At 51.3% G+C, this 26892-nt stretch carries 19 protein-coding genes; 11 read left to right on the forward strand and 8 right to left on the reverse strand.

Annotation, left to right across the window (positions count from 1 at the left end; translation table 11 throughout):
• The first annotated feature begins 61 nt into the window (after positions 1–61).
• The 6 genes from Pla110_RS00060 (at position 62) to Pla110_RS00085 (ending at position 7234) form a co-directional block, all read left to right on the forward strand.
• Positions 62–1405, forward strand: a complete 1344-nt coding sequence (locus Pla110_RS00060; RefSeq protein ID WP_144991958.1) for a hypothetical protein — start codon at positions 62–64, stop codon at positions 1403–1405.
• A 477-nt stretch (positions 1406–1882) separates the two neighbouring features.
• Positions 1883–3151: a Re/Si-specific NAD(P)(+) transhydrogenase subunit alpha gene (locus Pla110_RS00065; protein WP_197440402.1), complete on the forward strand. Its 1269-nt coding sequence runs from the start codon at positions 1883–1885 to the stop codon at positions 3149–3151.
• A 214-nt stretch (positions 3152–3365) separates the two neighbouring features.
• Positions 3366–3647: an NAD(P) transhydrogenase subunit alpha gene (locus Pla110_RS00070; protein WP_144999475.1), complete on the forward strand. Its 282-nt coding sequence runs from the start codon at positions 3366–3368 to the stop codon at positions 3645–3647.
• Between the two features lie 5 nt (positions 3648–3652).
• Entirely contained in the window at positions 3653–5032 is a 1380-nt protein-coding gene (locus Pla110_RS00075; RefSeq protein ID WP_144991960.1) for an NAD(P)(+) transhydrogenase (Re/Si-specific) subunit beta, read from the forward strand.
• A gap of 65 nt (positions 5033–5097) precedes the next feature.
• A complete protein-coding gene (locus tag Pla110_RS00080) occupies positions 5098–5952 on the forward strand; it encodes a type III pantothenate kinase (RefSeq protein ID WP_144991962.1) in 855 nt (284 codons plus the stop codon).
• Between the two features lie 115 nt (positions 5953–6067).
• A complete protein-coding gene (locus tag Pla110_RS00085) occupies positions 6068–7234 on the forward strand; it encodes a GTPase (RefSeq protein ID WP_144991964.1) in 1167 nt (388 codons plus the stop codon).
• Positions 7235–7389: 155 nt separating this feature from the next.
• Here the strand turns inward: Pla110_RS00085 and Pla110_RS00090 are convergent, their stop codons facing one another.
• Positions 7390–7935: a hypothetical protein gene (locus tag Pla110_RS00090; protein ID WP_144991966.1), complete on the reverse strand. Its 546-nt coding sequence runs from the start codon at positions 7933–7935 to the stop codon at positions 7390–7392.
• An 81-nt stretch (positions 7936–8016) separates the two neighbouring features.
• Positions 8017–8517 carry a hypothetical protein gene (locus tag Pla110_RS00095; protein ID WP_144991968.1) on the reverse strand — a complete coding sequence of 167 codons (501 nt, stop codon included), beginning with the start codon at positions 8515–8517 and terminating at the stop codon, positions 8017–8019.
• A gap of 477 nt (positions 8518–8994) precedes the next feature.
• Between Pla110_RS00095 and carB the strand changes: the two genes are divergently transcribed.
• Positions 8995–12261 (forward strand): carbamoyl-phosphate synthase large subunit, encoded by a 3267-nt coding sequence (gene carB / locus Pla110_RS00100; RefSeq protein WP_144991970.1) that lies wholly within the window; start codon positions 8995–8997, stop codon positions 12259–12261.
• 203 nt (positions 12262–12464) lie between these two features.
• On the forward strand, positions 12465–13649 hold the full coding sequence (locus Pla110_RS00105; RefSeq protein ID WP_144991972.1) for a class I SAM-dependent methyltransferase: 1185 nt from the start codon (positions 12465–12467) through the stop codon (positions 13647–13649).
• Positions 13650–13707: 58 nt separating this feature from the next.
• Here Pla110_RS00105 and Pla110_RS00110 read toward each other — a convergent pair whose 3' ends face one another.
• The 5 genes from Pla110_RS00110 to Pla110_RS00130 all read right to left on the reverse strand — a co-directional run bounded on the left by Pla110_RS00110 (position 13708) and on the right by Pla110_RS00130 (position 18982).
• A complete protein-coding gene (locus tag Pla110_RS00110; RefSeq protein WP_144991974.1) occupies positions 13708–14016 on the reverse strand; it encodes a hypothetical protein in 309 nt (102 codons plus the stop codon).
• A gap of 309 nt (positions 14017–14325) precedes the next feature.
• Positions 14326–15348: a hydantoinase/oxoprolinase family protein gene (locus Pla110_RS00115; protein ID WP_144991976.1), complete on the reverse strand. Its 1023-nt coding sequence runs from the start codon at positions 15346–15348 to the stop codon at positions 14326–14328.
• Positions 15349–15536: 188 nt separating this feature from the next.
• A complete protein-coding gene (locus Pla110_RS00120; protein WP_144991978.1) occupies positions 15537–16346 on the reverse strand; it encodes an RICIN domain-containing protein in 810 nt (269 codons plus the stop codon).
• Between the two features lie 374 nt (positions 16347–16720).
• Positions 16721–18136: a bifunctional folylpolyglutamate synthase/dihydrofolate synthase gene (locus tag Pla110_RS00125; RefSeq protein WP_144991980.1), complete on the reverse strand. Its 1416-nt coding sequence runs from the start codon at positions 18134–18136 to the stop codon at positions 16721–16723.
• 189 nt (positions 18137–18325) lie between these two features.
• The gene (locus Pla110_RS00130; RefSeq protein WP_144991982.1) at positions 18326–18982 is read right to left on the reverse strand and encodes a 3-keto-disaccharide hydrolase; all 657 of its coding nucleotides are present in this window, start codon (positions 18980–18982) and stop codon (positions 18326–18328) included.
• A gap of 442 nt (positions 18983–19424) precedes the next feature.
• On the opposite strand from Pla110_RS00130, the gene Pla110_RS00135 reads away from it, so the two are divergent.
• The gene (locus Pla110_RS00135) at positions 19425–19739 is read left to right on the forward strand and encodes a BON domain-containing protein (RefSeq protein WP_144991984.1); all 315 of its coding nucleotides are present in this window, start codon (positions 19425–19427) and stop codon (positions 19737–19739) included.
• Between the two features lie 54 nt (positions 19740–19793).
• On the opposite strand, the gene ppk2 is transcribed toward Pla110_RS00135, so the two are convergent.
• Positions 19794–20993: a polyphosphate kinase 2 gene (ppk2, locus tag Pla110_RS00140; protein ID WP_144999477.1), complete on the reverse strand. Its 1200-nt coding sequence runs from the start codon at positions 20991–20993 to the stop codon at positions 19794–19796.
• Between the two features lie 229 nt (positions 20994–21222).
• On the opposite strand from ppk2, the gene Pla110_RS00145 reads away from it, so the two are divergent.
• Both Pla110_RS00145 and Pla110_RS00150 read left to right on the forward strand, forming a co-directional pair.
• On the forward strand, positions 21223–21600 hold the full coding sequence (locus tag Pla110_RS00145; RefSeq protein WP_144991986.1) for a BlaI/MecI/CopY family transcriptional regulator: 378 nt from the start codon (positions 21223–21225) through the stop codon (positions 21598–21600).
• An 11-nt stretch (positions 21601–21611) separates the two neighbouring features.
• Complete coding sequence (locus Pla110_RS00150; protein WP_144991988.1) at positions 21612–26879, forward strand: M56 family metallopeptidase; 5268 nt, start codon at positions 21612–21614, stop codon at positions 26877–26879.
• Positions 26880–26892 lie beyond the last annotated feature (13 nt).

The raw sequence follows: 26892 nt of genomic DNA on the forward strand, positions 1-26892 counted from the left end.
TGAAGGCGTCCTTCTTTACCTCAAATTAACGCTGATTTGCCAAACTAAAGGATGTCCCGTCATGCGGGTTGTGTTGATTATCTTGATTCTATTCTGTTGCTGTTCATTGGCGATTTCGGCTGACGACCAGACTGAGCAGTTGTCCGCGCGGGTAGAACAGTTGGTGGAGCAGTTACGGACAGACGATCGCGCCGAGCGACGGGAGGTGGAGTCGGCGTTGATCGAATTGGGGCCGCGTGCTCTTCCGTTCGTCCCCAAACCAGACCGGGGACAATCGATGTCACAACGAGTTGGTCTGGAGCGAGTACGGCAAGTGTTGCAACGACAGAAGTCGGCCGCTTCACTGGAAGAATCCCGGTTTACGCTCTCGGGCGAAATGACTGTAAAGAAGCTTCTCACTGAAATTTCCCGACAGACGGAGAACCAACTCGACCTGTCGACGATTCCCGCTGAAGTATTGGGGCGTACGGTTGATGTCGATTTCAAGAAGACGTCGTTCTGGGATGGGATTGACTGGCTCGAAGAGGAGTTGTCGCTACATTACTTTGCGTTGAGTCAATTCGAATTGCGGACCGACGTTCACGAAGGAATCACCCATACGCATCAAGGCCCAGTTCGATTTGAGTTCCTGAAACCAACGTCCAAAAAATTGATTGGCAATACCGACCAGATCTTGTGGCGAGTTCCCGTGCGGGTTTATTTCGAACCCCGTTTACGGCCTCTCTATCTCCACTGGAAGGGAGACGCGTTTCAGGCGGTTGGATTGCAGGGAGCGGAAAACGACAGTCAAGAACCAGTCGGACTCGATCCGTTCAATCCGGATTCTTCAATTGAACTTGCGGCGGAATCAGATCAGGGTGGTTTGCAAACCATTCTCGATTTCGTAGGTCCCCAGGATCAGAAATTAGAGGCTTTGAAGATACAGGGATCCTTTGAACTCATTCTGGCAGCCGGTCACGAAGAGGTTGAATTCCCGCTGACGGAATCGACTCAACCCGCAATGAAACGAGTGGGACCGGCCCGCATTGAATTGATTGAACTGAAACGGACCTCGGTTGAAGTTTATGACGAAGACGAAACTCAGCAGAAGGAAGTTTTACGGGTGGTGTTGGACGTCCTTTATTCGCCGCAGGTTTTAAATGCGTTTGAATCCCACCGGACCTGGATGTTCTCGGACCCAATCTGGATTCGAACGGCGAACGGTGAGGAGATTCGGCGGGATCCTTTGTTCAAAACATTGAACCAGTTTCCAGGAGAGATCGAGGTGGCATACGACTTCGATATTCCCAAGGAAAAACAGGACGGTAGCACGCTGCTTTATCAAATTCCTACTCTGGTGACGACCCTTGATCTGGCGGTCGAACCGGTGCTTCTATCGGTACAAGCGGAGGCGGTTGCGGACTGATTTGGCGACGATTAAAGATAAGCTGACGCTGATGTGTAACCTGCTTAAAGAGGTCGATTTCGGTTGACCAGTCACAAAATTAGGGCGATCTGAGTGGGATCCGCCCTGAAAGCAGCAAAAAACGGGGTTGCTTCGTTGTGTCTGCCGAAGCGGGATGGATATAACAGAGCAGGAATCAGGCACCCGATGACTTCAAGTTGTTGGTGAGCCGGTGTAGAAGAGATCCACTCAGGAAACCGCTTTTTCGCGAAAAGCGTCGCTCGCATGAGGCACTCCCGGTATGGAAATGATTTTCTTCCGGAAAGAAAGAACCTGTCTGAGTTCAGGGATGCTGCCTCGCCACGCTTGAGCAGCGAAGGTCACCTACCTCGACTTCTCACCGGACGAAACAGGTCCGCCGGATGTATTGGAATCTGGCAAGTTGATGATTCTTCATTCATCAGCACGGTATGACATTTAATTGGAGTGAAAACTTTTATGTCCGATATGACACCCAGCTTGACGACAGGTGTCCCCAGGGAGACGCTCGACGGGGAAAGCCGAGTAGCCCTCGTGCCCGCGACCGCACAGGCATTGATCAAGCAAGGTTACCAGGTACAAATCGAAACAGGCGCCGGACTGGCGGCAGGATATCTGGACGAAGCTTATACGAACGCCGGCGCGACCATCGTCAGCAATCGATCCGAGCTTTTTTCCAACAGTGATATCATTCTGCAGGTACGCGCGGCCGGCGCGAATTCGGACAACTATTCACAGGACCTGGATTTGCTCTCCTCTGGGAAAGTGGTCATCGCTCATTGTGAACCATTGGCCGAACCGGAAGCATTCCGAGGATACGCGGACAAAGGGGTCACCTTGTTCGCTCTCGAATTGTTGCCCCGTATTACCCGGGCGCAGAGCATGGACGTGCTTTCGTCTATGGCAACGATTGCGGGATACAAAGCGGTTCTGATTGCAGCGAACGCCCTTCCCCGCATGTTCCCCATGATGATGACGGCGGCGGGAACACTCAAACCGGCGAAGGTGTTTATTATCGGTGCCGGCGTCGCGGGTCTGCAGGCGATTGCGACAGCCAAACGGCTGGGCGCCGTTGTTTCCGCTTACGACCTTCGTCCCGCAGTAAAAGAACAAGTGGAAAGTCTCGGCGGTAAATTCGTCGAGATGGAACTCGATACCGGAACCTCTGAGCAAAAAGGGGGCTACGCCAAAGAGATGGGCGAAGAGTTCTATCGCAAACAACGCGAGATGATGAGCAAGGTCATCGCCGAATCCGATGTGGTCATTACCACGGCAGCGGTTCCCGGTAAGAAGTCTCCCATTCTGGTGACCGCAGAGATGGTCCAGGGAATGAAACCGGGGACGGTCATTGTCGACCTTGCCTGTGAAAAAGGAGGCAACTGCGAACTGACCGTCAACGGACAGACGATCGACTCCAACGGAGTCAAAATCATTGGACCGAAGAACATCACTTCGACAATCCCCGACCATGCCAGCGAGATGTACTCCAAGAACATCACCACGTTCCTCAAAAATCTGGTTGCTGACGGAGCGGTGAATATCAACATGGAGGACGAGATCATCGCGGATACATTAATCACCCGCGAAGGAGAGATTGTTCAACCCCGCGTTCGTGAAATTCTGGGAATGACCGCTGCTGAAACCGTGACTGAAGAATCGGCGCCGGTAGAAACATCGACCTCGGAAACATCCCCTTCAGAAACGAATGACGAGCGTACCAGCGAATAGGCAAAAGCGAATAAATAAAGTATCTCGTGTTGCGTTCGCGTCCAACTAACAATTCACCATAACTTGTCTCTGTTCATTGATGAACGGGGAAGTACTGATACAGGAGTCGTCCATGTTGACTCAATTTATGCTCTTCGCCGAAGGGCTCGCGGAAGCCGTAGAAGAGCTCTCGGTTACCGTTACTAATGCGACCGCCGGGGGGCAGCCGAGCGCGATGGAATACACATTGCTGCTGACGATTTTTCTACTGGCAGTTTTTGTCGGTTTTGAAATTATCACCAAGGTTCCTCCGACTTTGCACACCCCGCTGATGTCCGGATCGAACGCGATTTCGGGGATCACCCTCGTGGGGGCGTTGCTGACGATTAAAATGGATTATGGCTGGTTCGCCCAGACACTCGGTTTCCTTGCTGTTGTGCTGGCCACGGTGAATGCCGTCGGCGGGTTCATGGTCACCCATCGTATGCTCGAAATGTTTCGCAAGAAGAAAGGGTGATCTCGATGTCGATGGAATTAACTAACATTATTTATATGGTTGCTGCTGTCCTGTTCATCCTCGGGTTGAAAGGACTGACACATCCGAAAACCGCTGTTCGCGGGAATATGTACGGTTCTGCCGCCATGTTTCTGGCGGTGGTGGTGACGTTGTTCCTGGGCGGGATGAATTACTGGGTCATCTTTGCCGGTCTGGCTGTCGGTGCTGTTATCGGTGTCATCTTCGCGATGAAAATCCAGATGACGGCCATGCCTCAACTGGTAGCGCTGTTCAACGGGTTTGGTGGCGCCGCTTCCTTTCTGGTGGCGGGTGCGACTTTGAGTTTTGCCACTGATGCTGACTTAAACGTTCCAAATCTGACAGCGACGGCGTTGTCTGGTTTGATCGGTGCAGTGACCTTCTCCGGTTCGCTGATTGCCTTCGGGAAGTTGCAGGAACTTAAGTTCATCAAAGATGTTCGATTTGATAACCAACAACTGATCAATGCTTGTCTGGCCATCGGGTCCATTCTGTTTGGTGTGTTGATGGTATTGGTGCCGCAATACGCAGGTCTGTTTTATGTTCTGATGTGCCTGCTGGCATTGGCGCTGGGCGTGCTGCTCGTCATCTTTATTGGTGGAGCGGATATGCCAGTGGTTATTTCACTCTTGAACAGCTATTCCGGTCTAGCTGCTTCGGCTGCCGGGTTTGTGCTGGGGAATACCGTACTGATTATCGCAGGCTCACTGGTCGGTGCCTCGGGTTTGATTCTGACTCGCATCATGTGTGTTGCAATGAATAGATCGTTGACGAATGTGCTGTTTGGTAAAATGCAAGCAAGTGGGGAATCTGCTTCCGCAGATGAAGTTTACGTCAACGTGAAATCCACCTCGCCCGAGGAGGTGTCGATGCTGCTTGATGTTTGCGAAAAAGTATTGATCGTCCCAGGATACGGAATGGCGGTCGCTCAGGCTCAACATGCCGTGCGCGATTTGACCAACGAACTGACTTCGCGTGGTGTGAAAGTCGAATTCGGTATTCACCCCGTGGCTGGTCGTATGCCGGGACATATGAACGTCCTGCTGGCCGAAGCCGACATTCCCTATGAGATTCTGCGGGAAGCGGACGATGTGAATAGCGAGATGGAACAATTTGATATGGCGATCGTTCTCGGTGCGAATGACGTGGTTAACCCACTCGCCCGGACCGACCCTAACAGTCCCATCGCCGGGATGCCGATCATTGATGTCGACAAGGCGAAAACGGTCGTCGTTATCAAACGGTCTCTTTCCCCCGGTTTCGCCGGAATTCCTAACCCGCTCTTTTCTGCTGACAACGCTCAGATGCTGTATGGCGACGGAAAGCAAGCGGTGGTCGAAATTACCAAGGCGTTGCAGGAAGGGTAAAACCTTTCCTGCTGTCGAAATCAGTTTTAATACCAATACGATTCCAGCCGTGGAGATGGTACTCTATGGCTGGAATCGTTTCTTTTTTTAGAACCGCCTACAGAAAGTCAGACAAGGTGAACGAGCGGGTGATCGCCATCGATGCGGGTAACAGCCGAATTAAAATCGGGCTGCTCGATCGAACTGCGCCCACAGGCAACCGCCCTGCTTGTCACAGAGATCTGGTGGTTCCTCTGGGGGAACCGGTTCCATTTGACCAGCTGACCAATTGGGTGAAGCAATCTGAAGTTCCCGTCGTACAGGTTTTGCTTTCCGGATCGAACCCGCCCGTCATTGAAGAAATCTCGGCCCTTTGCGAACAGCACCATTTGCCGGAACCGTGTCAAGTATCGCGTCAGCTGCCGCTCCAGATCCATGTCGACTTTCCAGACAAAGTGGGGATGGATCGATTGCTCAATGCCATCGGTATCAACGCCGCCCGTCCCGCCGAGCGACCGGCCATTGTGGTCAGTTGCGGTACCGCCTGCACGGTCGATTTGATTGATGGTGCGGGCGTGTTCTGTGGTGGTTCGATTCTACCGGGGTTCGAAATGTCGGCCAAAGCCCTGCATCATTACACCGCCTTGCTTCCGAGGATCCCGGTGGAAGAATTATCGGAAGCCCCTTCTAATGGTCTGGGTAAGAATACCCGAGCGGCCTTACAAAGTGGTCTCTTCTGGGGACAGGTAGGAGCCGTGAGAGAGTTGATTCAGCAGTTGTCCGAGTCTCTCGGCGCACATCAGGCGACTCCCGACGTCTACCTGACGGGTGGTGGTGCCAACCTCCTCTCGACGCAGTTTCCAGATGCGATTCTTGAACCGCATTTGACGTTGTACGGCATCGTCCTATCCGCATTGCACCAACGAAGTGGGCATCCCTAATAGAAGAAACTGAACAAGTTACTTGTCGGATTAATATTCTATATTTCATTCAATCCGTGTTTATCCGTGTTTATCCGTGTCCATCTGTGGTTCCTAATAAACCGTGCCTCACCCTATGAATCAACCCACTTCTTCAACGCCGATGGCGACCTTACTCACCCCGCGAGGCCGAGGAGCGGTGGCGACGATTGCGTGCCGGAATGGAATGAGTTTGTTGGATGACTATGCCGCAACCTTGTTCCGTCCCGTGAACGGGAAGCCGATGTCAAAGCAGAAGATTGACCAGGTCCTGTTCGGTCACTGGGGAGAACTCGCTCCCGAGGAAGTCGTCGTCTGCAGAACGAATGCAGAGGAAGTCGAAATCCATTGTCACGGTGGCCATGCGGCGGTCGAACGGGTGTTGGGCGATTTGACGAATGCCGGGTTCACTGTGGTACCGTGGCAAGAATTTCAATCGGCGACGATGTCTCCCTTCGAAGCGGAACTCAACAGTGCTTTGGCCCAGGCACGAACAACGAAAACAGCCAGTCTGTTACTACAGCAAAGAGAAAACCTGCCTCGCGAAATCGACGCCATCCTGGCGGAAATCAAATTGCTGGAAGCGGGTACCAGCAGCGATTCTCAAGCGGTGCTCGCCCGCCTGCAGAAACTTCGCGACAGTTATGACCTGGGCCGCCATTTGACGGAACCGTTTCAGGTGGTGCTAGCAGGTCGCCCGAATGTAGGAAAGTCGAGTTTGATCAACGCCCTGGTGGGATATGAGCGGGCCATTGTCTTTGATCAACCTGGCACGACCCGCGACGCCGTCCGCACGGAAACCGCCTTCGGAGGTTGGCCGGTGGAGTTAACCGACACGGCCGGTTTACGTCTGACGGACGATCAACTCGAATCGGCGGGCATCGCCCGCGCCCGCGCGGCGCTGCAGCAGGCTGACCTGGGGTTACTGCTATTCGACAGCACCCAACCCCTCAGCGATGAAGACCGCGACCTGATCAACACGCAGGAATCCAAAATCATCATCGCCCACAAAAGCGACCTGTCCGAACCGGCCGAAGAACTCGCCAGCTACAACCCAATCCGCGTCTCATCCGTCACCGGCGAAGGTCTGGAAGAACTGATGACCCGCGTGCAGGAAACACTGGTGCCGGTGGAACCGGGGGATGGGGATTGTTTGGTGTTCACGGAACGGCAGCGGCGGATGTTAGAGACAGTGTGCGAGAATGGAAATACTGTCGCTTTGGCAGATAGGGTTAAACTGATGGCGACCTTTTCAAAGTCGTGATATCTCAAACATCAATCTACAAGCAGTTTCAAAACCCACCGCCCACGGGTTTGAAATCGTCTTTAAAATCAAACCGACGTTACCGAACTTAGCAACGGGTGAATATGGGGTCAGCCGAAGTGTTTTGTTAAAACGACGTCGACGAACTTTTGCGGTCAGGATTCGTTCTGGCTGCTTTCTATTGGAGGTACCACTTTGGCAAACTGCTCATTCAAAAGCGAATTAATAAACTCGCGTTGAGTCGGGTCGATGGGCACGGTAATGCACTTGGATTGGGTTGTGGTTAACTCGAGTTTGTTTTCATTGCCGGGGACCCAGTTGATCGTTTTCAGATCTGTCCAGGGATAGTAACGGCGGGCCAATGGAGTGGAGTAGACGTAAACACCGTTGCGAAGAATGAGCATGCTTGGAGTGCGAAAACTATTGCCGAAAACTAGTAAAAACAGGAAGACGCCTGGAAAAGCCGGAAGCTGATAGCCACGGCTTCCTTCCAGCCTCATGTAAGCAGTGATACCAATCAGGGTGCTCGCGATCAGCACAATCTGGATTCGTCTGGTGTTCGAAAGGGAGCGTTGCGGGCTTAATGTGGTGGCGAGGAGTGGTCCTTCGTTGCGGATCAACGCACGATAGTAAATGGTATATCCAACGAGGCCGAGAAGCAGCAGGCCGGCAAATGCAATTTGGAGGTGAGGAATTTCCATTTTCGAAGGTCCCTTACTGATTGCTTTGGAGAGGAATGAGTACCGTCGTTATCATCAACTGGGATTCATCGCGATCGATGGCTAACTCGGATTAATAACGTAATTATCAAGCAGTTGGTTCACATATTTATGATCACCGGTATCGACATTAATGACGATTGCCTTCTCTCGCTTCGTCGTTAATACAAACTGGCCCTCATTCGGGGAGCTAAAGCGGGAGATGCTGGCCCAGGGAATGAAGCGGGGGAACAAGGGTTTGGAGTTGTGAATCAACCCTCCTTCGAGAAGCTGAATCCGAGATTCAGACGATTTCGAACAAGCAATTGCAACCGTTGTAGCAACAAAGATGATCCACAGGAAATAGGCCCCAGAGATGCTGCCATGCCTTCTGATCAATATTCCTCCAGCGCCTCCAGCGAGCATAGCGAGAAAGAGAATACGCCGGTGAGTATTCCTGGAGAACGGTAGCATTATGAAATCAAACTGAGGTCCGTATTGCTTTCTGAGATACCAGCGGCGCAACTGGTCGGAACCGATAAGCAACATCGGGATTAACAACCAGACGATATATTCGTTTTCCAAGGTGATCTCTTTTAGTCTGGGCGAAACGAAGTTGAATAACGACGCGAACAATTCAGCATTCTACCAGAAACCTGCCAGTATGTGCACCATTTTGTCCGATGTGTGTTCCTGGATATTGGTGGAATGGGGCGAACTTCTGCAATTCGTTGCCGGTCGATTGGGCGATCTCGAATTTTCCCCCGTCCACTTTCCCCCTCAATCTTGATAATCGCGGGGATCGTGGTAACTTTGTAGAAATTTGCGCGCGTGGCGGTGGAAGCCGGTCTCCTTTTTGAGCTCTTTTTCTGCGGTCACCTTGCGCACCCGGGTCGGGAAGTGTCTGTTCTCTTCGCCGGGTGGTCTGTCAGCAATTCGGATTTGCCCTCGCTCTTATTTCAGCCGGGCCTGAATCTGACAGAAACGGCAGCGCATCACCTGGGACTGTTGGCAGTTCTAAGGACTTAGTTTTTCCATACTTGCGATCGAAGTGGGATAGTCGTGCCGAAACGAGAAGACATCAAAAAAATCATGATCATTGGCTCTGGGCCAATTGTCATTGGTCAGGCGTGTGAGTTCGATTATTCCGGAACCCAGGCGTGTAAAGCGCTACGGGAAGAGGGATATGAAGTCGTGCTGGTGAACAGCAACCCGGCGACGATCATGACCGACCCGGAAACGGCCGACCGAACCTACATCGAGCCCATCACCTGGCAGTACGTGCAGAAAATTCTTGAGAAAGAGAAGCCTGATGCCCTGCTACCGACCTTGGGTGGTCAGACCGGGTTGAACACCGCGATGGACCTGGCTCGCCGGGGAATTCTGGATCAACTGGGCGTCGAGATGATTGGTGCCCGCGAAGACGTGATCGCCAAGGCGGAAGGCCGCGATTCCTTCAAAGAAGCGATGATTAAAATCGGCCTCGATCTTCCGAAAAGCTTTGTCGTCCGCAGCATGCAGGACGCCCGCGACGCGATCGATGAAATCGGCCTCCCCTGTATCATTCGTCCCAGTTATACGCTCGGTGGAACGGGTGGCGGCATCGCCTACAACCGGGATGAGTTCGAAGAGAAAATCCGCAACGGTTTGAAACTTTCTCCGGTCGGTGAGATTCTGCTTGAAGAATCGATTATCGGTTGGAAAGAGTACGAGATGGAAGTGATGCGTGACCGGGCGGACAACGTCGTCATCATCTGCTGCATCGAAAACTTTGATCCGATGGGCGTACACACGGGCGACAGTATTACAGTCGCTCCCGCGCAGACTTTGACCGACCGAGAATACCAGCAGATGCGTGACGCGACCATAGCCGTGATGCGCGAGATTGGCGTGGAGACTGGTGGCTCGAACGTGCAGTTCGCCATTAACCCGGAAGATGGCCGTATGGTGGTCATCGAGATGAACCCGCGTGTGAGCCGGTCCTCGGCATTGGCCTCCAAAGCCACCGGGTTTCCCATCGCTAAAATTGCCGCGAAACTGGCGATTGGATATACGCTGGACGAAATTCCGAACGACATTACCCGCGAGACAATGGCTTGCTTCGAACCGACGATCGATTATGTCGTCACGAAGATTCCACGTTGGACGTTTGAGAAATTCCCCGATGCGGACGCGACATTGACAGTACAGATGAAGTCGGTCGGCGAAACGATGGCCATCGGTCGAACTTTCAAAGAGTCGCTGCAGAAAGCCCTGCGCGGGTTGGAGATTGGCAAGTTCGGTCTGGGTGGTGGTAAAGACGATCTATGGGAAAAAGAGATTCGCCCCGAACACAATGAGATCGTACGGAAGTTGTCTGTTCCGAATGCCGACCGGATGTTCTATATCCGGTATGCGATGAAGAGTGGAATGACGGTTTCGGAAATCCACGACCTGACTCGCATCGATATCTGGTTCCTGCATCACCTTCGGCAACTCGTGGAACTGGAAGATGAAATCCGGGCCATTGGCTCGTTTGAAAAAGCGGACAGAGATTTCATCTTCAAAATAAAACGGGCTGGATTTTCCGATCAGCAGCTTGCCTACTGGTGGGACACGTCTGAGATTGAAGTCCGACGATACCGGAAATCGCTGGGAGTCGTCGCGACCTTCAAGCAGGTCGATACCTGTGCGGCGGAGTTTGAAGCGTACACTCCTTATTACTACTCCACCTACGAGATGGAAGACGAAACCCCCGCCAAACAGCCGGGTAAAAAACGAATCATGATTCTAGGGGGTGGCCCGAACCGAATTGGTCAGGGAATCGAGTTCGACTACTGTTGTTGTCAGGCATCGTTCGCCCTGCGTGACTTGGGAATCGAGTCGATCATGGTCAACTCGAACCCGGAGACTGTTTCAACCGACTACGACACTTCGGACCTGCTCTTCTTTGAGCCGCTGACAACAGAAGACGTCCTTAACATCTGCGACCGCATGGATCCGGACGGGGTGATTGTTCAGTTCGGTGGTCAGACTCCGCTTAACCTGGCGAAAGGTTTGGAAGCGGCGGGCGTCAAGATCATCGGGACTTCACCGGACATGATCGACGCGGCGGAAGATCGGGAACGGTTCCAGGCGATTCTGACGAAACTCAATCTGAGCCAACCTCCGAATGGCCTGGCAACAAATGCCGAAGGCGCTCGCGAGATTGCCAATCAAATTACTTACCCCGTACTCGTACGACCCAGTTATGTGCTGGGTGGACGAGCGATGGAAATTTGCCACGACGAAGCATCTCTTGTTAAATACATGAACGAAGCGGTGGATGTTTCCCCCGACCGGCCGGTTTTGATCGATAAGTTCCTGCAGGATGCGATTGAAGTCGACGTCGATGCTCTGTCCGATGGTAAGCTGACTTTGGTCGGTGGTGTCATGGAACACATCGAAGAAGCGGGAGTACACTCGGGCGACAGTGCCTGTGCCTTGCCGCCGCACTCGTTACCCGATTCCGTCATCGATGAAATCAAACAGGCAACTTACGCATTAGCCAAAGAGTTGAATGTACGCGGACTGATGAATATCCAGTACGCCGTCAAAGAGATCGAGAGCAAATACCAGGTCTTCATTCTGGAGGTGAACCCACGAGCGAGCCGAACGTCACCATTCGTCTCTAAAGCGACTGGTCGATCACTCGCCTACATCGCGGCGAAAATCATGGCGGGCGTGTCACTCGAAGAACAGGGTGTCACCACGGAAATTGTGCCGAAGCATACCTCGGTTAAAGAGTCGGTCTTTCCTTTCTCGCGATTTTCGGGAGTCGACATTATCCTCGGACCAGAGATGCGTTCCACGGGTGAAGTCATGGGAATTGACCTCGAGTTTTCCAAAGCCTTCGCCAAGAGTCAGATCGCTGCCAACGTGGAAATGCCTACATCCGGTACGGTCTTCATCAGTATGGCTGAAGGTTACAAACAGGCGATCATTGAACCCGCCCGGCATCTGACCGAACTCGGTTTCAAACTGATTGGAACCTCAGGAACAGTGAAGGTGCTGCGAGATGCGGGTGTGGAGATTGAGACGGTCCGGAAAGTTCAGGAAGGCCGACCGAACCTGCTCGACTACATGACCAACGGCGATGTGCACCTCATCTTCAACACACCGAGCGGTAAAGGTGCAGCAACCGATGAAGGCCGGATTCGTTCTGCTGCGGTCACCTATGGAGTCCCTTGCGTTACGACAATGCCAGGTTGCCTGGCGATGGTACAGGCGATCGCTTCGAGCATTAAAGATCCTGTGCTGGAAGTCCACGCTCTACAGGACTGGGTCGGTGCGCTCAGCCAGACGAAATAGTGACTCACCTTTGGAACGTCATCGAGCAGGGTGGCCCGGACAATCGCTAAGTATAGTCCGGGTCGCGGAGCGACCGGCGTTTCGTAAGGAATCGTGCTGTCATCGCTGCGGCCAACAAACAATGGAGTGTTCCATATTCGCACTGCTTCAGGATGCTTACATTTTAAAACAGCTTAACTTCTTCAGAATATATCGGGGTTATCATGGCGGCGGATGAATTGTGGACCCGATTGCAGGAGGCCCTCGAAGCAGAGGCTTGTTCGCTGATTGTGCTGAGTCGACCGCGGGATAAGCAGGTGGCAGAGGCAACCAAAATTTCCATTCGCCCCGTTGAGTTGAAAGAAGGACTACAGTACCAGTTTACCAAACGGGTCAACGGTCAGGAGTTCCACGAGAACTTTGATCGAGAGGCGACGTACAAGCAGATTGAACTGTTCTTCCCGGAAACTTATGGTGACTGCCACCTCTACACGCGCGACTACGACCTGACGGCACGAGTGCAGAAGGGAAATAAACTACGGATCAAAAAGAAGTCGGCCAGCCAGGCGCCGAAAGAAGAAATTTCACACAATCGGGCTAAACAATATCTGATCCCGGAAGGAGTCCCCTGCCCGTTCCTCCAGGAGATTGGAGTGATGACGCCCGAAGGAAAAGTGAAGGCCTCCCGGTACAACAAGTTCCGACAGATCAATCGTTTTCTCGAACTGATCGACGACGTGGTTCCCGCTCTTCCAAAATCGGGACAGTTACAGATCGTCGATTTTGGTTGTGGGAAAAGTTATCTCACGTTTGCGCTACATCACCTGTTGACGGGCATTCAGAGCCGTGAAGTGAACATCGTTGGGCTGGATCGTCGGCAAGATGTCATCAGCACGTGCAGCCGGATCGCGGGGCAACTCGATTGCAGCGGACTGGAGTTCCAGAAGGGGGACATCCAGCACTATCTGCCCGAAACCCAGATCGACATGGCGGTCTCATTACACGCCTGTGATACGGCCACTGATGAAGTGCTGGCTCAGGCGATCGCCTGGAAAGCGAAAGTGATTCTGGCAGTTCCCTGCTGCCAGCATGAAGTCTTCAGCTTGCTGCCGAAAGATCATCTCCATGCACTCACGCAACATGGAATATTGAAGGAACGTTACGCCTCACTCGTGACGGATGCGTTACGGGCGAAATTGCTGGAGGCTGCGGGATACCAGGTGCAGATTGTCGAATTCATCGACATGGAGCACACCGCGAAGAACCTATTGATTCGCGCTGTCAAAGTAGAGCGTCAACCGCGCGTGCTGACACGCCGGTTCGAAGAGTTCCAGGCATTCCGACAGGAACTCGGTTTGCCGGAACTGACATTGGAACGATTACTGAAAGCCAAACTGATCAACTTGTAATCGAGTCCGAATCACTAAGAAGAACTCGATGCGGGAACCGTGTTAGCAGTATGCCGCCTTAGTAGGTTTCTTCGATATGCGAATCGGCCCGGTGTTTGGCTTCTTTCATAATGTTTGGTTTTTTGACCATCCCGGAAGCAGGTTGCTTGGCCTGATTCAAAACGGGGATCATGGTTGAGATCACATTTCGCATGTCACTGATAATGCCGTTTTCCAATTCATCCGTAGGAATTCCGTCGCAAGCATTCCAACAAGCGTGAATGCGGCGAACGATGTCCCGATTTTCGGCGTTATCTTCACCATGGATATCACCATCCATCGTGACGACGAATTGGGATTGGGCAGTTTTCTGAGCTTCGCTACTCATTCGACAGGCAGCCCTTTTCTTTTTGTGGACCCTGGCAGTAATCCAGGATGCGCGTTCTCATTTCCGACGAAATACGACCCGGAAGAGAAAAAAGAGTCTGGATTATCCAGCAATAGTTTCATCTTCCCACGTCCACTTGTAAAAGTTACAAGCCAATTGATACAGGTGGCCCGAGGCCATGACTGTTTCGACGTATGAGTTAGGATCGGCAACGGAATGACTGTCTATTCAGTCGGAATGAGAAAATTTCTACGCAATCGGAGTAATTGGTATTCTTTTCGGAGGAAAAGACCTGCTGGACAAGATTCCTCAACCGTGGCTGGCGGCCAACTGCGCGACGGCATAGGCGCAGGCCGCCGTAGAGAGTGCGGGGGTGAACAGCTGATCGAGCCAGAGTCTCTCTGCGTTTTTCAGCTCAGGAAATGCAGAGATTAAGCGGTCCGCGAGAAAACAGCCTTCACCAGAAAGATAAACAGAACTGATCGGTTTGTCGCAGCGGTTTAAGATCTGTTGGAGTGCTTTCTGCATCCGCTGGAGATGTTGTTCCCGCAACCAGGCCGCCATCGAATCGAGTTGCTCTGTCGGGAATTCTGTCCGGTCACAACAGAGCATGCGGCAAAGACGATCCTGAGCTGCGGCTTTGGTTGCTGGTTTTCCGTTCGCGGTGTCGGTCTCCTGTTTCGATTCGGGGAGATCGCCCGAGAGCAGATATAAATCGTAAGTCGTCGCAAACTGCTCCGCCGCAAGCGGGATTAATCCGTCACCCATGGGCACCTCCTGCGCCAGGGCCATCACTGGGGTCCGACGGACGCCGGCATAGACCAACTCACCCGACCGAAGTCGTTCAACATCGGTCAGACCGATGGTGGCGGGGAGTCCATTTTCAATGGGAATCAGATCGGTGGTAGTAGAACCGATATCGATCAGGAGTGCCTGCTTCGAGGGGTTTGTTTGGCCGACCCAGGTTGCAAGTGCATGCCAGTTCGCTGCGGCAACCAGGAGTGGAAACTCGACGGCAAACTCCGCGTCGACGAATTCTCCCCCTGTTTGCCAGACATCGACTTGCCGACCTTCAGCCGCAATTTCCACCGCATCCAGAATGGACGAGACACCTTCCCATTTGGTTTCGTAACAGTCGGCCAGTTCGCCCGTCATCGTCACCGCCAGCCGGTCGACGGGTGGTAGCGAGTTCAATATTTCGGATAGCACGAACGGGAGTTGGTCCGGTTCTTTCCACAAGGGAAAGGGTTGGCTCACGGTCACTCCATCCAAGTGGGCCGCTTTGATATTGGCTCCACCGATGTCGAGCCCCACGATATGATTGCCCGTCATTTAGTTTCCGTACTCTGCTTTTCAGATTGTTACCATTGTATGCCAAACCTTCTTCTATATCTCATCTAGCCGTTCTGGTACAAGAACCGCTTCTATTTCAGAGAACATCTCGGCACGCTAAACGTAAAAAAACAACGAAACCTTGCAGCAACGTTGTTTTTAATGAAACGAAATCAACAAGAGATGGCTTATTTATAAGCATTCGTGATTTCATAGAGGTCGGAATTGCCAATCCAGACCACTCGTTTCCGATGGAGATCTAATTGAATCTGCATTTGGCGGGCGGGATCCGAAAGGTAGACAGACCATTCATCTCGGTTCACTTCCCGAAATTGATTGGGACCATCCGCATTGTATTCCATCCATTTTCCACCACCCACAGACATAACAACACCTGGAGTGTTATTGTGTTTGTAGAAAACCGCTTTCACGTTATTACCTTTGACGGCATCGTCGTTCTGCTTATTCTGGCTTACTTTAGTCAGCTTCCAGAACTGCCCTGTAAAGTTACCAGAATCGGCCAACGTGGGTGTGTTATTTTTCCCATCATTGATAATGTCCAGCGATTTTCCATCGCCTTGCCACATGGTCGTCAATCGATAGTGATTGTTCTGGATAGGAGTTAATTTCCAGAACTGGCCTGAAACATCGGCTTTATCAGCGAGAATAGGCTGATTGTTCTGAGCACTATCGTTTACGATGTCCAAGGCTTTATTTTCACCTTGCCACGAAGTTGTCAGACGATAATACCCATCGCGAATAGGCGTGATCTTCCAAAGCTGACCGCTGACATTCGCTTTATCAGCGAGAACAGGTCGATTATTTTTTTGGCCATCGTTGATAATGTCTAAAGCTTTGTTGTCACCTTGCCATTGAGTCGTCAGTTTGTAATAGCTATTGGGATCGATGGGGTCTGCAGCAAACCCGGGTGAAGTCTGAAGTACGAAGGTCGCCAGCAGGGCAACGGATAAAACAGAGAGAGTAAATCGAATCTTCATTAGAGAACTCCTTTAGATAGGACAGAGAAGAAGATTGGCAGGATTGCCAGAGAGGAGAAGTGCAATCAGGCATTTACCTGACTATCTGTGATCTGATCCTACCGCTACAGGTTGAAGAGGAAAACCTGAGGACACATGCTAATTTAATTATTAATCAAACTGTACAGTTAGCATTATAACGTTTATTAATTGTTAGTCTCATCAAAATATTGACTGAAACATAGATTAAAACTGAGTGCGGTCTACAGCATGAGAAACCTGGATAGGTGCCTCCAGAAATCTGCGAAGCGATTCAATAGGAAAGTGGGATAATAACTTTCAGTTGGGGTAGCTACCTATGGGTGCATAGTTTGATCTACGCACAATACCCTGATTTAGAGTGGCTTCTGAAAAAACGAAGCTGGGTGGGAATCAGCAGAGGGCGGATTTGCGTTGCTCAACTTCTGCAGGTGTTCACGAATTTCAGCGGCGAGAAAGAAGGAGCCAGTCGTGCAGATCAAATCAGAAGAGGTTGCCGAGGCAGAAGCCATTTCCCAAGCTTCAATGGGCGTCTCGGCTAAACCGATGTCGGTGAAGCCAATCGTTTCCGCTATAGGAACTAACTCATCCAGCGGAATGGCGCGGGGATTGGTCTGAAAGGCGGTCAAGATGATGCGATCAAACCCGCGTCGCAATTCGTGGAGCATCTCAGCCGTCTTCTTGTCACGCGATGATGCAAAGATGACGGTCCTGTTCGTCGCGGGCACGAGTTCCAATGTTTTAATCAGGGCCGCGATGGAGGCAATGTTGTGCGCCGCATCGAGAATGACGATTGGTTCCGAACGGACGAGTTCAATTCGCAGCGGACAGCGAACAGTATTAATACCCGTTTGAATATGTTCAGACTCAATCGCGAATCCCTGTTCGCGTAACAGTTCACATGTTTGATAAGCTAACGCCGCATTTTCCGCTTGATGAAGCCCCGGCAATCCGGGTTGCAAATTTACGATCGCGTTGTCGCTGGTCCTAAGTTCCATCGTTCCCGTAAAACCGGTTTCCGGATTGAACTGCACTGCAGAGGATTCGATATGGAAGTTCGTCTCAAGTTCAGTGAGGGGAACGGCGAGTTGCTTGGCGATAGAGCGAATCACTTCTCGCGCGGCAGGATCGCGGACACCACTGACCAGCGGGACTCCCGGTTTAAGAATGCCGGCTTTCTCGGCAGCGATCTCTTCAACCGTCTCTCCGAGAAGATTGGTATGGTCGAGACTGATGCAGGTGATGACTGTCACCAGAGGAGAACAGAGCCGAGTCGTATCGAGTCTTCCCCCCAGACCTGTTTCCAACACGGCATAGTCGACATTCGATTGAAGGAAGTGCATCCACGCGAGTGCGGTGGCGATTTCGAAATAGGTAGGCGCCATCTGGCCGGGAAGTTGGTCCATCTCTTCCAGATGCGGTAGGAGCTGTTGGACCAGAGTGACCAGTTCTAATTCTGTGGGAAGAACCCCGTCGACCACCATCCGTTCTTCGAACCGATGCAGATGGGGTGAAGTAAACAGCCCAGTGCGATAACCGGCTGCTTGCAAGACGTTGGCGATCATCGTCGCCGTGGAGCCTTTGCCTTTGGTTCCCGCCAGGTGAATTGCCGGAATGCGTGTCTGAGGGTTGCCGAGCCGTTCTAACAGAGCCGTCATGCGGTTCAGCTTGAGGTCGCTGGTGCTGTAACTGCCTACCGAGGCGCGCTCGTAGTTGATCCGTTCAAATAGAAACTGGATCGCCTCTTCGTAGTTGTGAACCTGATAACGCATAGGGAGATCGACGAGACCGGAAAGGGGATGGAGTGCAGCCGGAGTAAGTTTTAAGACGCCGGTGTAGTTTACCGACCGGAATTATTCTCTTTGAAGCGTCAGCAGCAAAATTCGCCAGCAGTTGTCCTAAGTTGATCGTTGACCGTAGTGGGAAAACGCTCGATAGGAGTTAATATGGTGGATCGAGGTTCAGTCGAGGGCTTTGATACGGATATGGCGGAACTCCACTTTCAGAGGGCCTCCACTATGGACCTGTAAGGCGATCAGTCCCATTCGGGCGATTTCCGGATCGGGCTCGGTGAAGTCGACGGTAGTGACGCCGTTCATCGTCAATGTGATCTGGTTCCCTTTGGCTCGGATCGTATAGTCGATCCAGTCCGATTTATCGAGGGCTTCGACGACTTTGTCCGGTGTCTGGGCGAGGACCTTGTTACGGCGAGATTCGTCGTACAGACAGCCCCAGTACTTTTCGCCAATGTCCGCCTGGTAACCGATCATTTCGTGGTTGTCGGGAATTCGTTCGGAGCGAAACTGAACGCCGCTGTTCCCTTTGCCTTCGCGTAAACGAAATTGCAAACGGAGTTCAAAATCGCCGTACCGTTGGGTCGTCGCCAGGAAATTGTTTTTTCGGATGCCGGGGGAGTCGCCCACGATGACGCCCTCTTTGACTTTCCAGAGGGAGGTATCTCCTTCCCAGCCGGTCATATCAGTTCCATTGAAGAGGAGCTCGAACCCCGGTTCCAGCTCAAAGAGAGCGGGTTCAGCGGCCGTCAAACTCGATCGTGACGGAACGGTGGAGAAGAGAAAACAGAGGGTTAGAAATAAAGGGAAAGCGTATCTGAACATGAGGCTGGTCCTGTCGCAAGAATAGGGTGAAATTCCAGTGTACCAACCCCATCAACCGCAGACTATTCCCGTCATTAAATTCGCTACAACCGGTAAGGGCTGTTTCAGTTGCCAGGCTTCCCTGCTTTTCTTAATAAGAACCTTGAAGCGGCTTCAGCTTGAGGTGACGCTGGTCGAAGAGAGATACACACGGTGAAAAAGCTCCGCGCCTTAATGATTTGGTTGCCAAGTGAATTTGGCCTCCAGAGAGAGCGTGGGCTAAAACCTATCCTGAAACGTGGCTGTGGCGGTTTCTAACCCTGTGAAATCAGGGCAATAGCGACCCATCACTGGGTTTCAGGACAATATTTAATCGTCCCCTCATCCCCAACCTGGCCCATTCAATCGGAAGCTGCTTGCAGGCTTCGCTGTTACGGCCATTTGACAGAAAAGTCTCTTGATCATGACGACCAAACATTATTTGGATGGACAGCATTCTCTCCATGAACTGGCTCACAACGCCATCGTTTCTAATCCCTATTTCTTCGGCCAGAAAATCAAAGTCGATGTGCGCGGGGAAGATGTTATTCTGCGTGGAATGGTAAACACCTACTACCAGAAACAACTTGCGCAAGAGACTGTTCTGGACATCGAAGGAGTTCACTCGGTTCAGAACGAAATCGATGTCGATTCAGTTTGGAACCGGGGCCAGGGACATCAGGACAAAACGTCCAGCCGATTCTACTCTGCGAATACGGTTCCCAGCTGGTCCTTCTAAATAGGGAAGCTGAATCAAGATTCAATCCGAGTCCACTCCATGAAGGAGTGGACTCTACAGGATTGAACGCTGCTCCGGGCGTTGAGCATGAACCAGATGTGCTCTGCCGACCAGCAATGGATCGATGTGGCCAATCGTGTCGGAATTTTTGCCGTCATAGTCGAACTGATGCAGCACATGCCGCATCGCGTTCAATCGGGCTCGCTTTTTACAGTCCGATTTGACAACGGTCCAGGGAGCTTCGGCCGTGTCGGTGTAGAAGAACATCGCTTCTTTCGCTTCCGTGTATTCGTCCCATTTATCGAGTGACTCGATATCGATGGGTGAAAGCTTCCACTGCTTGAGCGGATGAATCTCTCGATTCTTGAACCGCCGCCGCTGTTCTTTCCGGCTGACGGAGAACCAGAGCTTAATTAAGTGAATACCGCTGCGTGTCAGGTTGTGTTCGAACTCAGGCGCTTGCCGCATGAACTCCTGATATTCTTCATCAGTGCAGAAGCCCATCACCCGCTCCACCCCCGCCCTGTTATACCAGGACCGATCCATCAGCACGATCTCACCATTGGTCGGCAGATGCTGGACGTAGCGTTGGAGATACCATTGCCCTTTTTCTGTGTCGGTGGGTTTATTCAGTGCGACCACGCGAGCACCACGAGGGTTGAGGTGTTCCATGAACCGCTTGATCGTCCCCCCTTTTCCGGCGGCGTCGCGACCTTCAAAGAGCAGAACGAGTTTTTGATCGGTCTTCTTGACCCAGGATTGTAGCTTGAGCAGTTCCACCTGTAGCTTGTACTTTTGCTTCTCGTAATTCTTACGAGACATCAGGTGTTTATACGGGTAACCCCCTTCCCGCCATTGGGGCGAGAGAGTTTCATCCGGCATAGGTGGTCCGCCCGAGCCGTCGGTTTGATGAATCAATGCCGCTCGCAGAAACTCAACATCGTCGGGAGAACTTCCTTCCAGAATCGCCTGAAGCACTTTGGCGAGAGTTTCCGGGTCGTGCGGAGGAACGCCACTGATTACGTCTTGCACGGCAGCAATTTTGGCTTCTTGTGCGGCATCGACTTTTTTATTGATTTCGGCTTGCGCAATTCCCCGTTCTGTGCGACCGGGAGTGACATCTCCCAAGTTGACTGGGCGAGGTTTCCCGTTTGAAGACGCAGGCTTTGAATCCGATTTTTTCTCTTCCACCACGGTCTGGTCGAAATCGTTGTCCTGGTTCTTTTTTGATTTTCGTTTACGGGACTTCGCCATGATTTGAGTCTTTGCTTCTTGTGCACGGGCCAGTTTTCTCTCAAGAGAATATTCATCGTAAACAGAAAGGGAAGCACTGTCAGTCCCTCCCTGAAGGAATGAGGACATCGATCCGAGCATTTTTTGTTTTCATAAAATGTGCGGAAGTATCCGCAGAAAGAGATTGACGAACAAACATAAAGTGCGGTACAGTCCGCATGTCAATGTTTTTTAACAGGGAGAACCGGCCATGCCTGAATTCACCAAAGGAGAGCTGGAGGTCATGCAGATCCTCTGGAAACATGGTGAGATGAAGCCTGCGGAAATCGAAGAGCACTTTCCGTGGGAGATCACAAACTCTTCGCTCCGTTCGTACCTTTCGATTTTGTTGGACAAGGGGCATCTTACCCGGCATCGACGGGGTAAAGCATTCTTCTACCGGGCGAAAACGAAGCAAGCTTCCACCTTTCGGCAGATGCTGAGCGAACTGACTCGCACCTGCTGCGATGGCTCGGTTGAGAAACTGCTTTGCCATCTGATCCGCTCTGAAAAGTTGTCGGAAGAAGATTTGCTTGAACTGAAACGCATCGCGGAAACAGACAATTCCGATCCGGATCCTAAAGCTTAAGGGACGCCCTCATGAGTCTGATCGACTGGTACTCTCAAACGGTAATGCTAGACAGTGAAACCGAATTCTGGCTGGTACTGCTGAGTAAAGTTACCCTGTTGTTGGCGGCAGCCTGGTTGTTGCGATTATTGGTGAGTAAAGCGAACCCCCGCTATGCCGTCTTCGTCTGGCGTTCGCTAGCGGCGAGTCTCTGCTTGCTACTTCTCTGGAGCTTCTCGTTTCCCTCGGTCAAGATCCCCTTACCGGTGCTCAGTTCCCAGGAACCGGAAATCATAATCGAAGAGATTCCTCCAGTCGTTCCCATGGCTGAGGAAAACATAACCTCGATTACCTTCGACCGGGCGCCCGTTCCGTTTCAAAAACCATTTCAAGAGATCGAAGCAACAGAAGACCGTGACCTCTCAACTCGAATCGTGAACACAATCGAGCCAGAAGAAAATGCGGAACCTCCTTCCTTTGCTCCCATTGTGGAGCCAACGATTGAAGATGCCGCGTCGATTTCCATCGGCAGTCTCCTCTGGTCAATTTGGATGATGGTCACTGGACTGTTGATACTTCGGTTATCACTGGGGCTTTATCGATTAAGAATTCTCGTGCGGGCCTCGTCAGTTGCTCCGTCAGAAATCAGGAGTGAAGTAGATCGGCTACGAGAGAAGTTAGGTGTTCGTTCCCCTATTGATGTTCGTCTTTCGACGGAGGTATCGATTCCCCTGCTGACAGGAATTGTTCGCTCCGTGGTCCTGCTACCCGCCGATCTGAACCAGCCCGAGAATGCCAGCCACCTACCCGCGATTTTAGCTCATGAACTTTCGCATGCTCGTTCTTATGACGTCTTGTGGAGTCGTCTGGTTCATCTGATTCAGATTCTATTCTGGTTTCATCCGCTCGCCTGGAAGATTGGCGACGTGCACCAACATGACTGTGAGCGTGTTTGCGACGCCGTGGCGACCGACTGCATTAATGACGTCACTGCCTACAGCCGTACCTTGGCAACCATTGCTCTTCGTGCCACCTCCCGTCCTCTGCTCGGCACGGTCAGCATGGCCCGCACCTGCGAAGTCCGTCAACGCATCGCGAAACTCCAACAAAAAGTCTTCGCCCACTCCCTTCCTTTACTGGCCGTCTGCGCCATGAGCACCGTTGCCCTGGTCACCGCCGTTCTGTTAACGGGAGGTGAACTGACGGAAGCAGCGATGGAGGTTGAAGAGGCACCTAAGGTAGTTGAGAATGAAGAACCAAAGGATACCGTCAGTCAGATTAAAGTTGTTGACGAACAAGGAGAAGTGGTTCCCGAAGGAGTGGTATCGATCACCGGACGTGCAAAGAGTGGGAAGTACGTAAAAGAGGACCACCCAATCGTAAACGGAGTGGCGCAGTTTGATCTCGGCGAAGAATTGTTCAACGATTTTAAAATCAAGGTTCAAAGCAAGGGTTATCAAACGCTGACCATGAACCGAGGGGACCTCGCTGGTCGCGACGCTTATCAGGTTGAGTCCGAGTATGTTCTGGACCTTCAACCGGCGATCACAATTGGAGGGCAGGCGGTTGACGAAGAGGGCCAACCGCTTTCCAACGTACTCATTCGCTGTGGAGTTTCACTGCGTTATCGTGGCGAAGAGAAGCGGACTTACGATAACCCGGAAGGTTGGGTGCTCACCAATGAGAAGGGACACTGGGAAGCCCACGATCTGCCGCCTGATTTAAAGGGGCTGAGACTTGGCGTGGGACATTTCACGCACGAATATCTACCGGCAGCAGAGGATCAGTATCGGATATACACTGTTCCTGAAGAGAAATACGACTTATTCCGCCAACAAAAATTCGAACTGACTATGACTGAAGCGATTCCTCTTACGGGAGTCGTGAAATCAACTGAAGGAGAACCAATTGAGGGAGTGCTGGTCGATATCTCAGGACGCACCGGTAACTGGGAGCGAATTCTTGCAAAGGGTCAGAAATTCAAAACAAATGAGAAAGGGGAGTTTTCGCTTCCGAACCCGACTAGGGGTTCACAATATATGTCGTTTGAACATCCCAATTGGCAACCGCGTCAAATTCATTTGAACATTCCGCGTCGCGAGCCTCTGGAGGTACAGCTGAAATCTGGTCGCCAGGTCGAGTTCCAGATAGTCAATCCGGAAGGCGAGCCGCTTGAGGGGGTGAATTTCTTCGTGGGAGGTCAAACCTATAAAACGAATGCCGAAGGGAAGTGGATTTGGACGAATGCGCCGGCAGGTATTCTACAACCACAAATCAGCTTGGATGGTTATCTTTCTCCCAATTACCGTCCCGGTTGGGATACATCTGGTGAACCGATCGTGATCATGCTCGAAAGAAGTATTCCAGTTCATATGAATGTTCTTGATGCCGAATCGGGCACGCCAATAGAGAAATTCGAACTATTTCTTGGCATGCACATTAAAGCGAACTCACCAGGGAGCTGGGAGTGGCACCCCCATTACCTCTTCTTGAAGAACAAAGATCGAGAGCCTCTTCTCTCGGGAGAATTTTTCTCAGAGATAAGAAGCCGTATTTCGCTCTACCAGTACCGGGTCGATGCGGAGGGTTATCTTCCCACGTTGTCTGAGATCGTCGATCCCGAAGAGATGATCGGTCGAGAAATCAACTGGACACTGAAGCTCGAAAAGAACAAGTCATTAATAAGACAGGTATTCACTCCAACGGGAACCCCTGCGGCGAATGCTGATATTATCATTCGCTTTCTGGGGTCAGATGATCTAAATGGAGTCATCAGAGTTTCTCAGAGTGAGATGCCAGATTTAGAAGTCAAAAGCTCACAGGATGAACTCCATTTGAAAGCAGATGCAGAAGGAAAAGTAACCATTCCGGAAACTGATGAACCCTACTTCTGTCTGGTTCGACATGATACGGGGTATTTGCCTGTCTACATCGACGTAGATTTGATTCATCAGCGAGAATTGAATTTACGACCGTGGAAACCCATTAAAGGAAAGGTATTATTGTCTGGAAAGCCTGCTGAGGATCTCTATGTTCGAACGACGAAGACCTTGGATCGCTCGGCCGAAGAGGGGCGATTCATGGGGGGAGCTTCAGGGTCCCAAGTTCGATTTTTGCATGAGCTGTCAACCGACGAGGAGGGGGCATTTTCGGTGCCCAAAATGCCGGAAGGGAAGACGCTATTCAAGATCAGTTCAGGGCTGCCGGCAGAGGGAGATATCAACGGAGTTGAACGAAAAAAGACACCACCCACATGGTCGCTTAATGTGGTTTATGACCCTGACGATCCGAGGCACAATCCGTTTGTTCTGGGAGACGATGAAGTCGACATTCGCGGTCAGGCTCTACTTCCTCCAGGAATGAATTTGTCTGTGACCAATAGTTATGTCCGTATAAATCGAATACGAAACGACGATGAGCCCGAATATTTATTTTATCACAATGCGAAAGCTCTTCTGGACTCTAAGGGGACGTTTCAATTGCGAAACCTTTCCCCAGGTACCTATGTGGGTTCTCTGAAAATCGTGCGGGAGGAAGATGTCCAAGAGGGTGTCACACGCAGGTCGAGTCATTATGCCAAGTTTAATATTACCCCTGACATGTTCACCGGCCACGGCCCGGGGAACCCGATTGATCTGGGTGAAATTGAGTTAACCGAGAATAACAAACAAGCGATTAAGGAAACTTCCGAGACGATTGAAACGGAAACAAAACCTGTTGTGGAAGATGAGAAATCCAATCCACAGAAATCGAAATCGAAGAATGTGGTGGAGTATCGCGTTCAGGATGAACTGGGAATCCCGATTGAAGGAGTCTCGTTTCGTTATGGCCCGTTGATCGCCGGTAAAACCAATGAAAAAGGGGTGATGCAGGTAGAACGCTCGAAGGGGTTGCGATATGAGGTGGAGAAAAAAGGATATCACTCCGTACATCTCCGGAAGCAACATGAACTTAATGACTCACCCGTTGCTGTGATGTTACTGCGAGCAAGAGCTGTCGTGGGTAACGTCTACGACGCTGAGACGGAAAAGCCAATCGAAAAATTTCGGCTGGCTCGAGGGGTTCAAACTGTAGATAATGAGAACACCAAATGGGATTGGAATTATCGTCAGCATTTTTCAACGAGTGACGACCCGCCCGGCTTTTTCTCTGATAAGTTGACCGACGTGCATTCACCAGTTCAGTATTTAATTGAAGCGGATGGTTATCTTCCCCAGCGATCGGCGATATTGGAACACGACAAGCTAGAGACCCTCCCACATCATCTGGAATTTAAACTTCGTCCCAAGCGAGACTTGGTCTGGAAGATCTACACACCCGACGGAGAACCGGCCGACGGTGCCGAATTCACTCTAAAGAACAATTTGGACCGGCGTCATGAATTCGTCTTCATTGAAAATGGCAAGCCGATAGAAGACGAGTCAAGTCATCCTACGCTCTCGGTCGTCGCTGACGCACAGGGGAAGTTCGAAGTTCCCGAATCACCCGGTCGATTCCTGTGTGTGATCACGCACGAGACCGGTTTCCTGCAGTTGACCGATATTGAGTTTTATGAGCAACAGGAGTTACGGCTAAAACCCTGGAGGAATATCAACGGTAAGGTTCTGGTCGAAGGTAAGCCTGTTTCTGGCGTGAAGATCAGTACAAACTACACTTATTCGAGAAGATCAGGACTAATGATTCTGGGGGGAGACATACCAAATGTCTTATACCGCCAATTTACAGAAACAGATGAGAATGGCGATTATGAATTGCCGGCCGGTCCTTATTACCGCTGTCGTTTGGAAGTGGAAAAGGTGTCGGAATCTTCATCAGAAGAAAATTCGACTCAAAGAGGAATCTTTCTTCAAAGGGTTGTACCGGAGTGGTCCGCCTATTATGAAATTGAATCTAAGGATCGCGAGACTGTAATATTTAATATTGGCGATGACGAAGTGGATCTGGTTGGTAAGGTTTCCTTTCCGGAAAACATGCATGTCGATCTGGATCACTCGATCGTCTCTTTGACGCGTGAGAAATCGGAAATGTCGTTCCATCCCTACTTCAGAGGATCCTTTCAGGCTCGCTTGGCAGCGGATGGATCATTTCGTTGTCACAATTTAACACCGGGAGAATACATTGGTGCTGTATTTGTAGGTGACATTAACGAGAAAGAATTTAGTAGTCCGCTCCCCATCTTATCAATCAGAGTCAAAAAAACACTGACGGGGAAATTCACAATCACCCCCGACATGTTCAACGGCCACGGCCCGGATAAACCGATTGATCTGGGGGAGATTGAGTTAACTCCGGTGAAGTGAGGGAGTCAATCTG

This window comes from Polystyrenella longa (assembly GCF_007750395.1).
Taxonomy (GTDB): Bacteria; Planctomycetota; Planctomycetia; order Planctomycetales; family Planctomycetaceae; genus Polystyrenella; species Polystyrenella longa.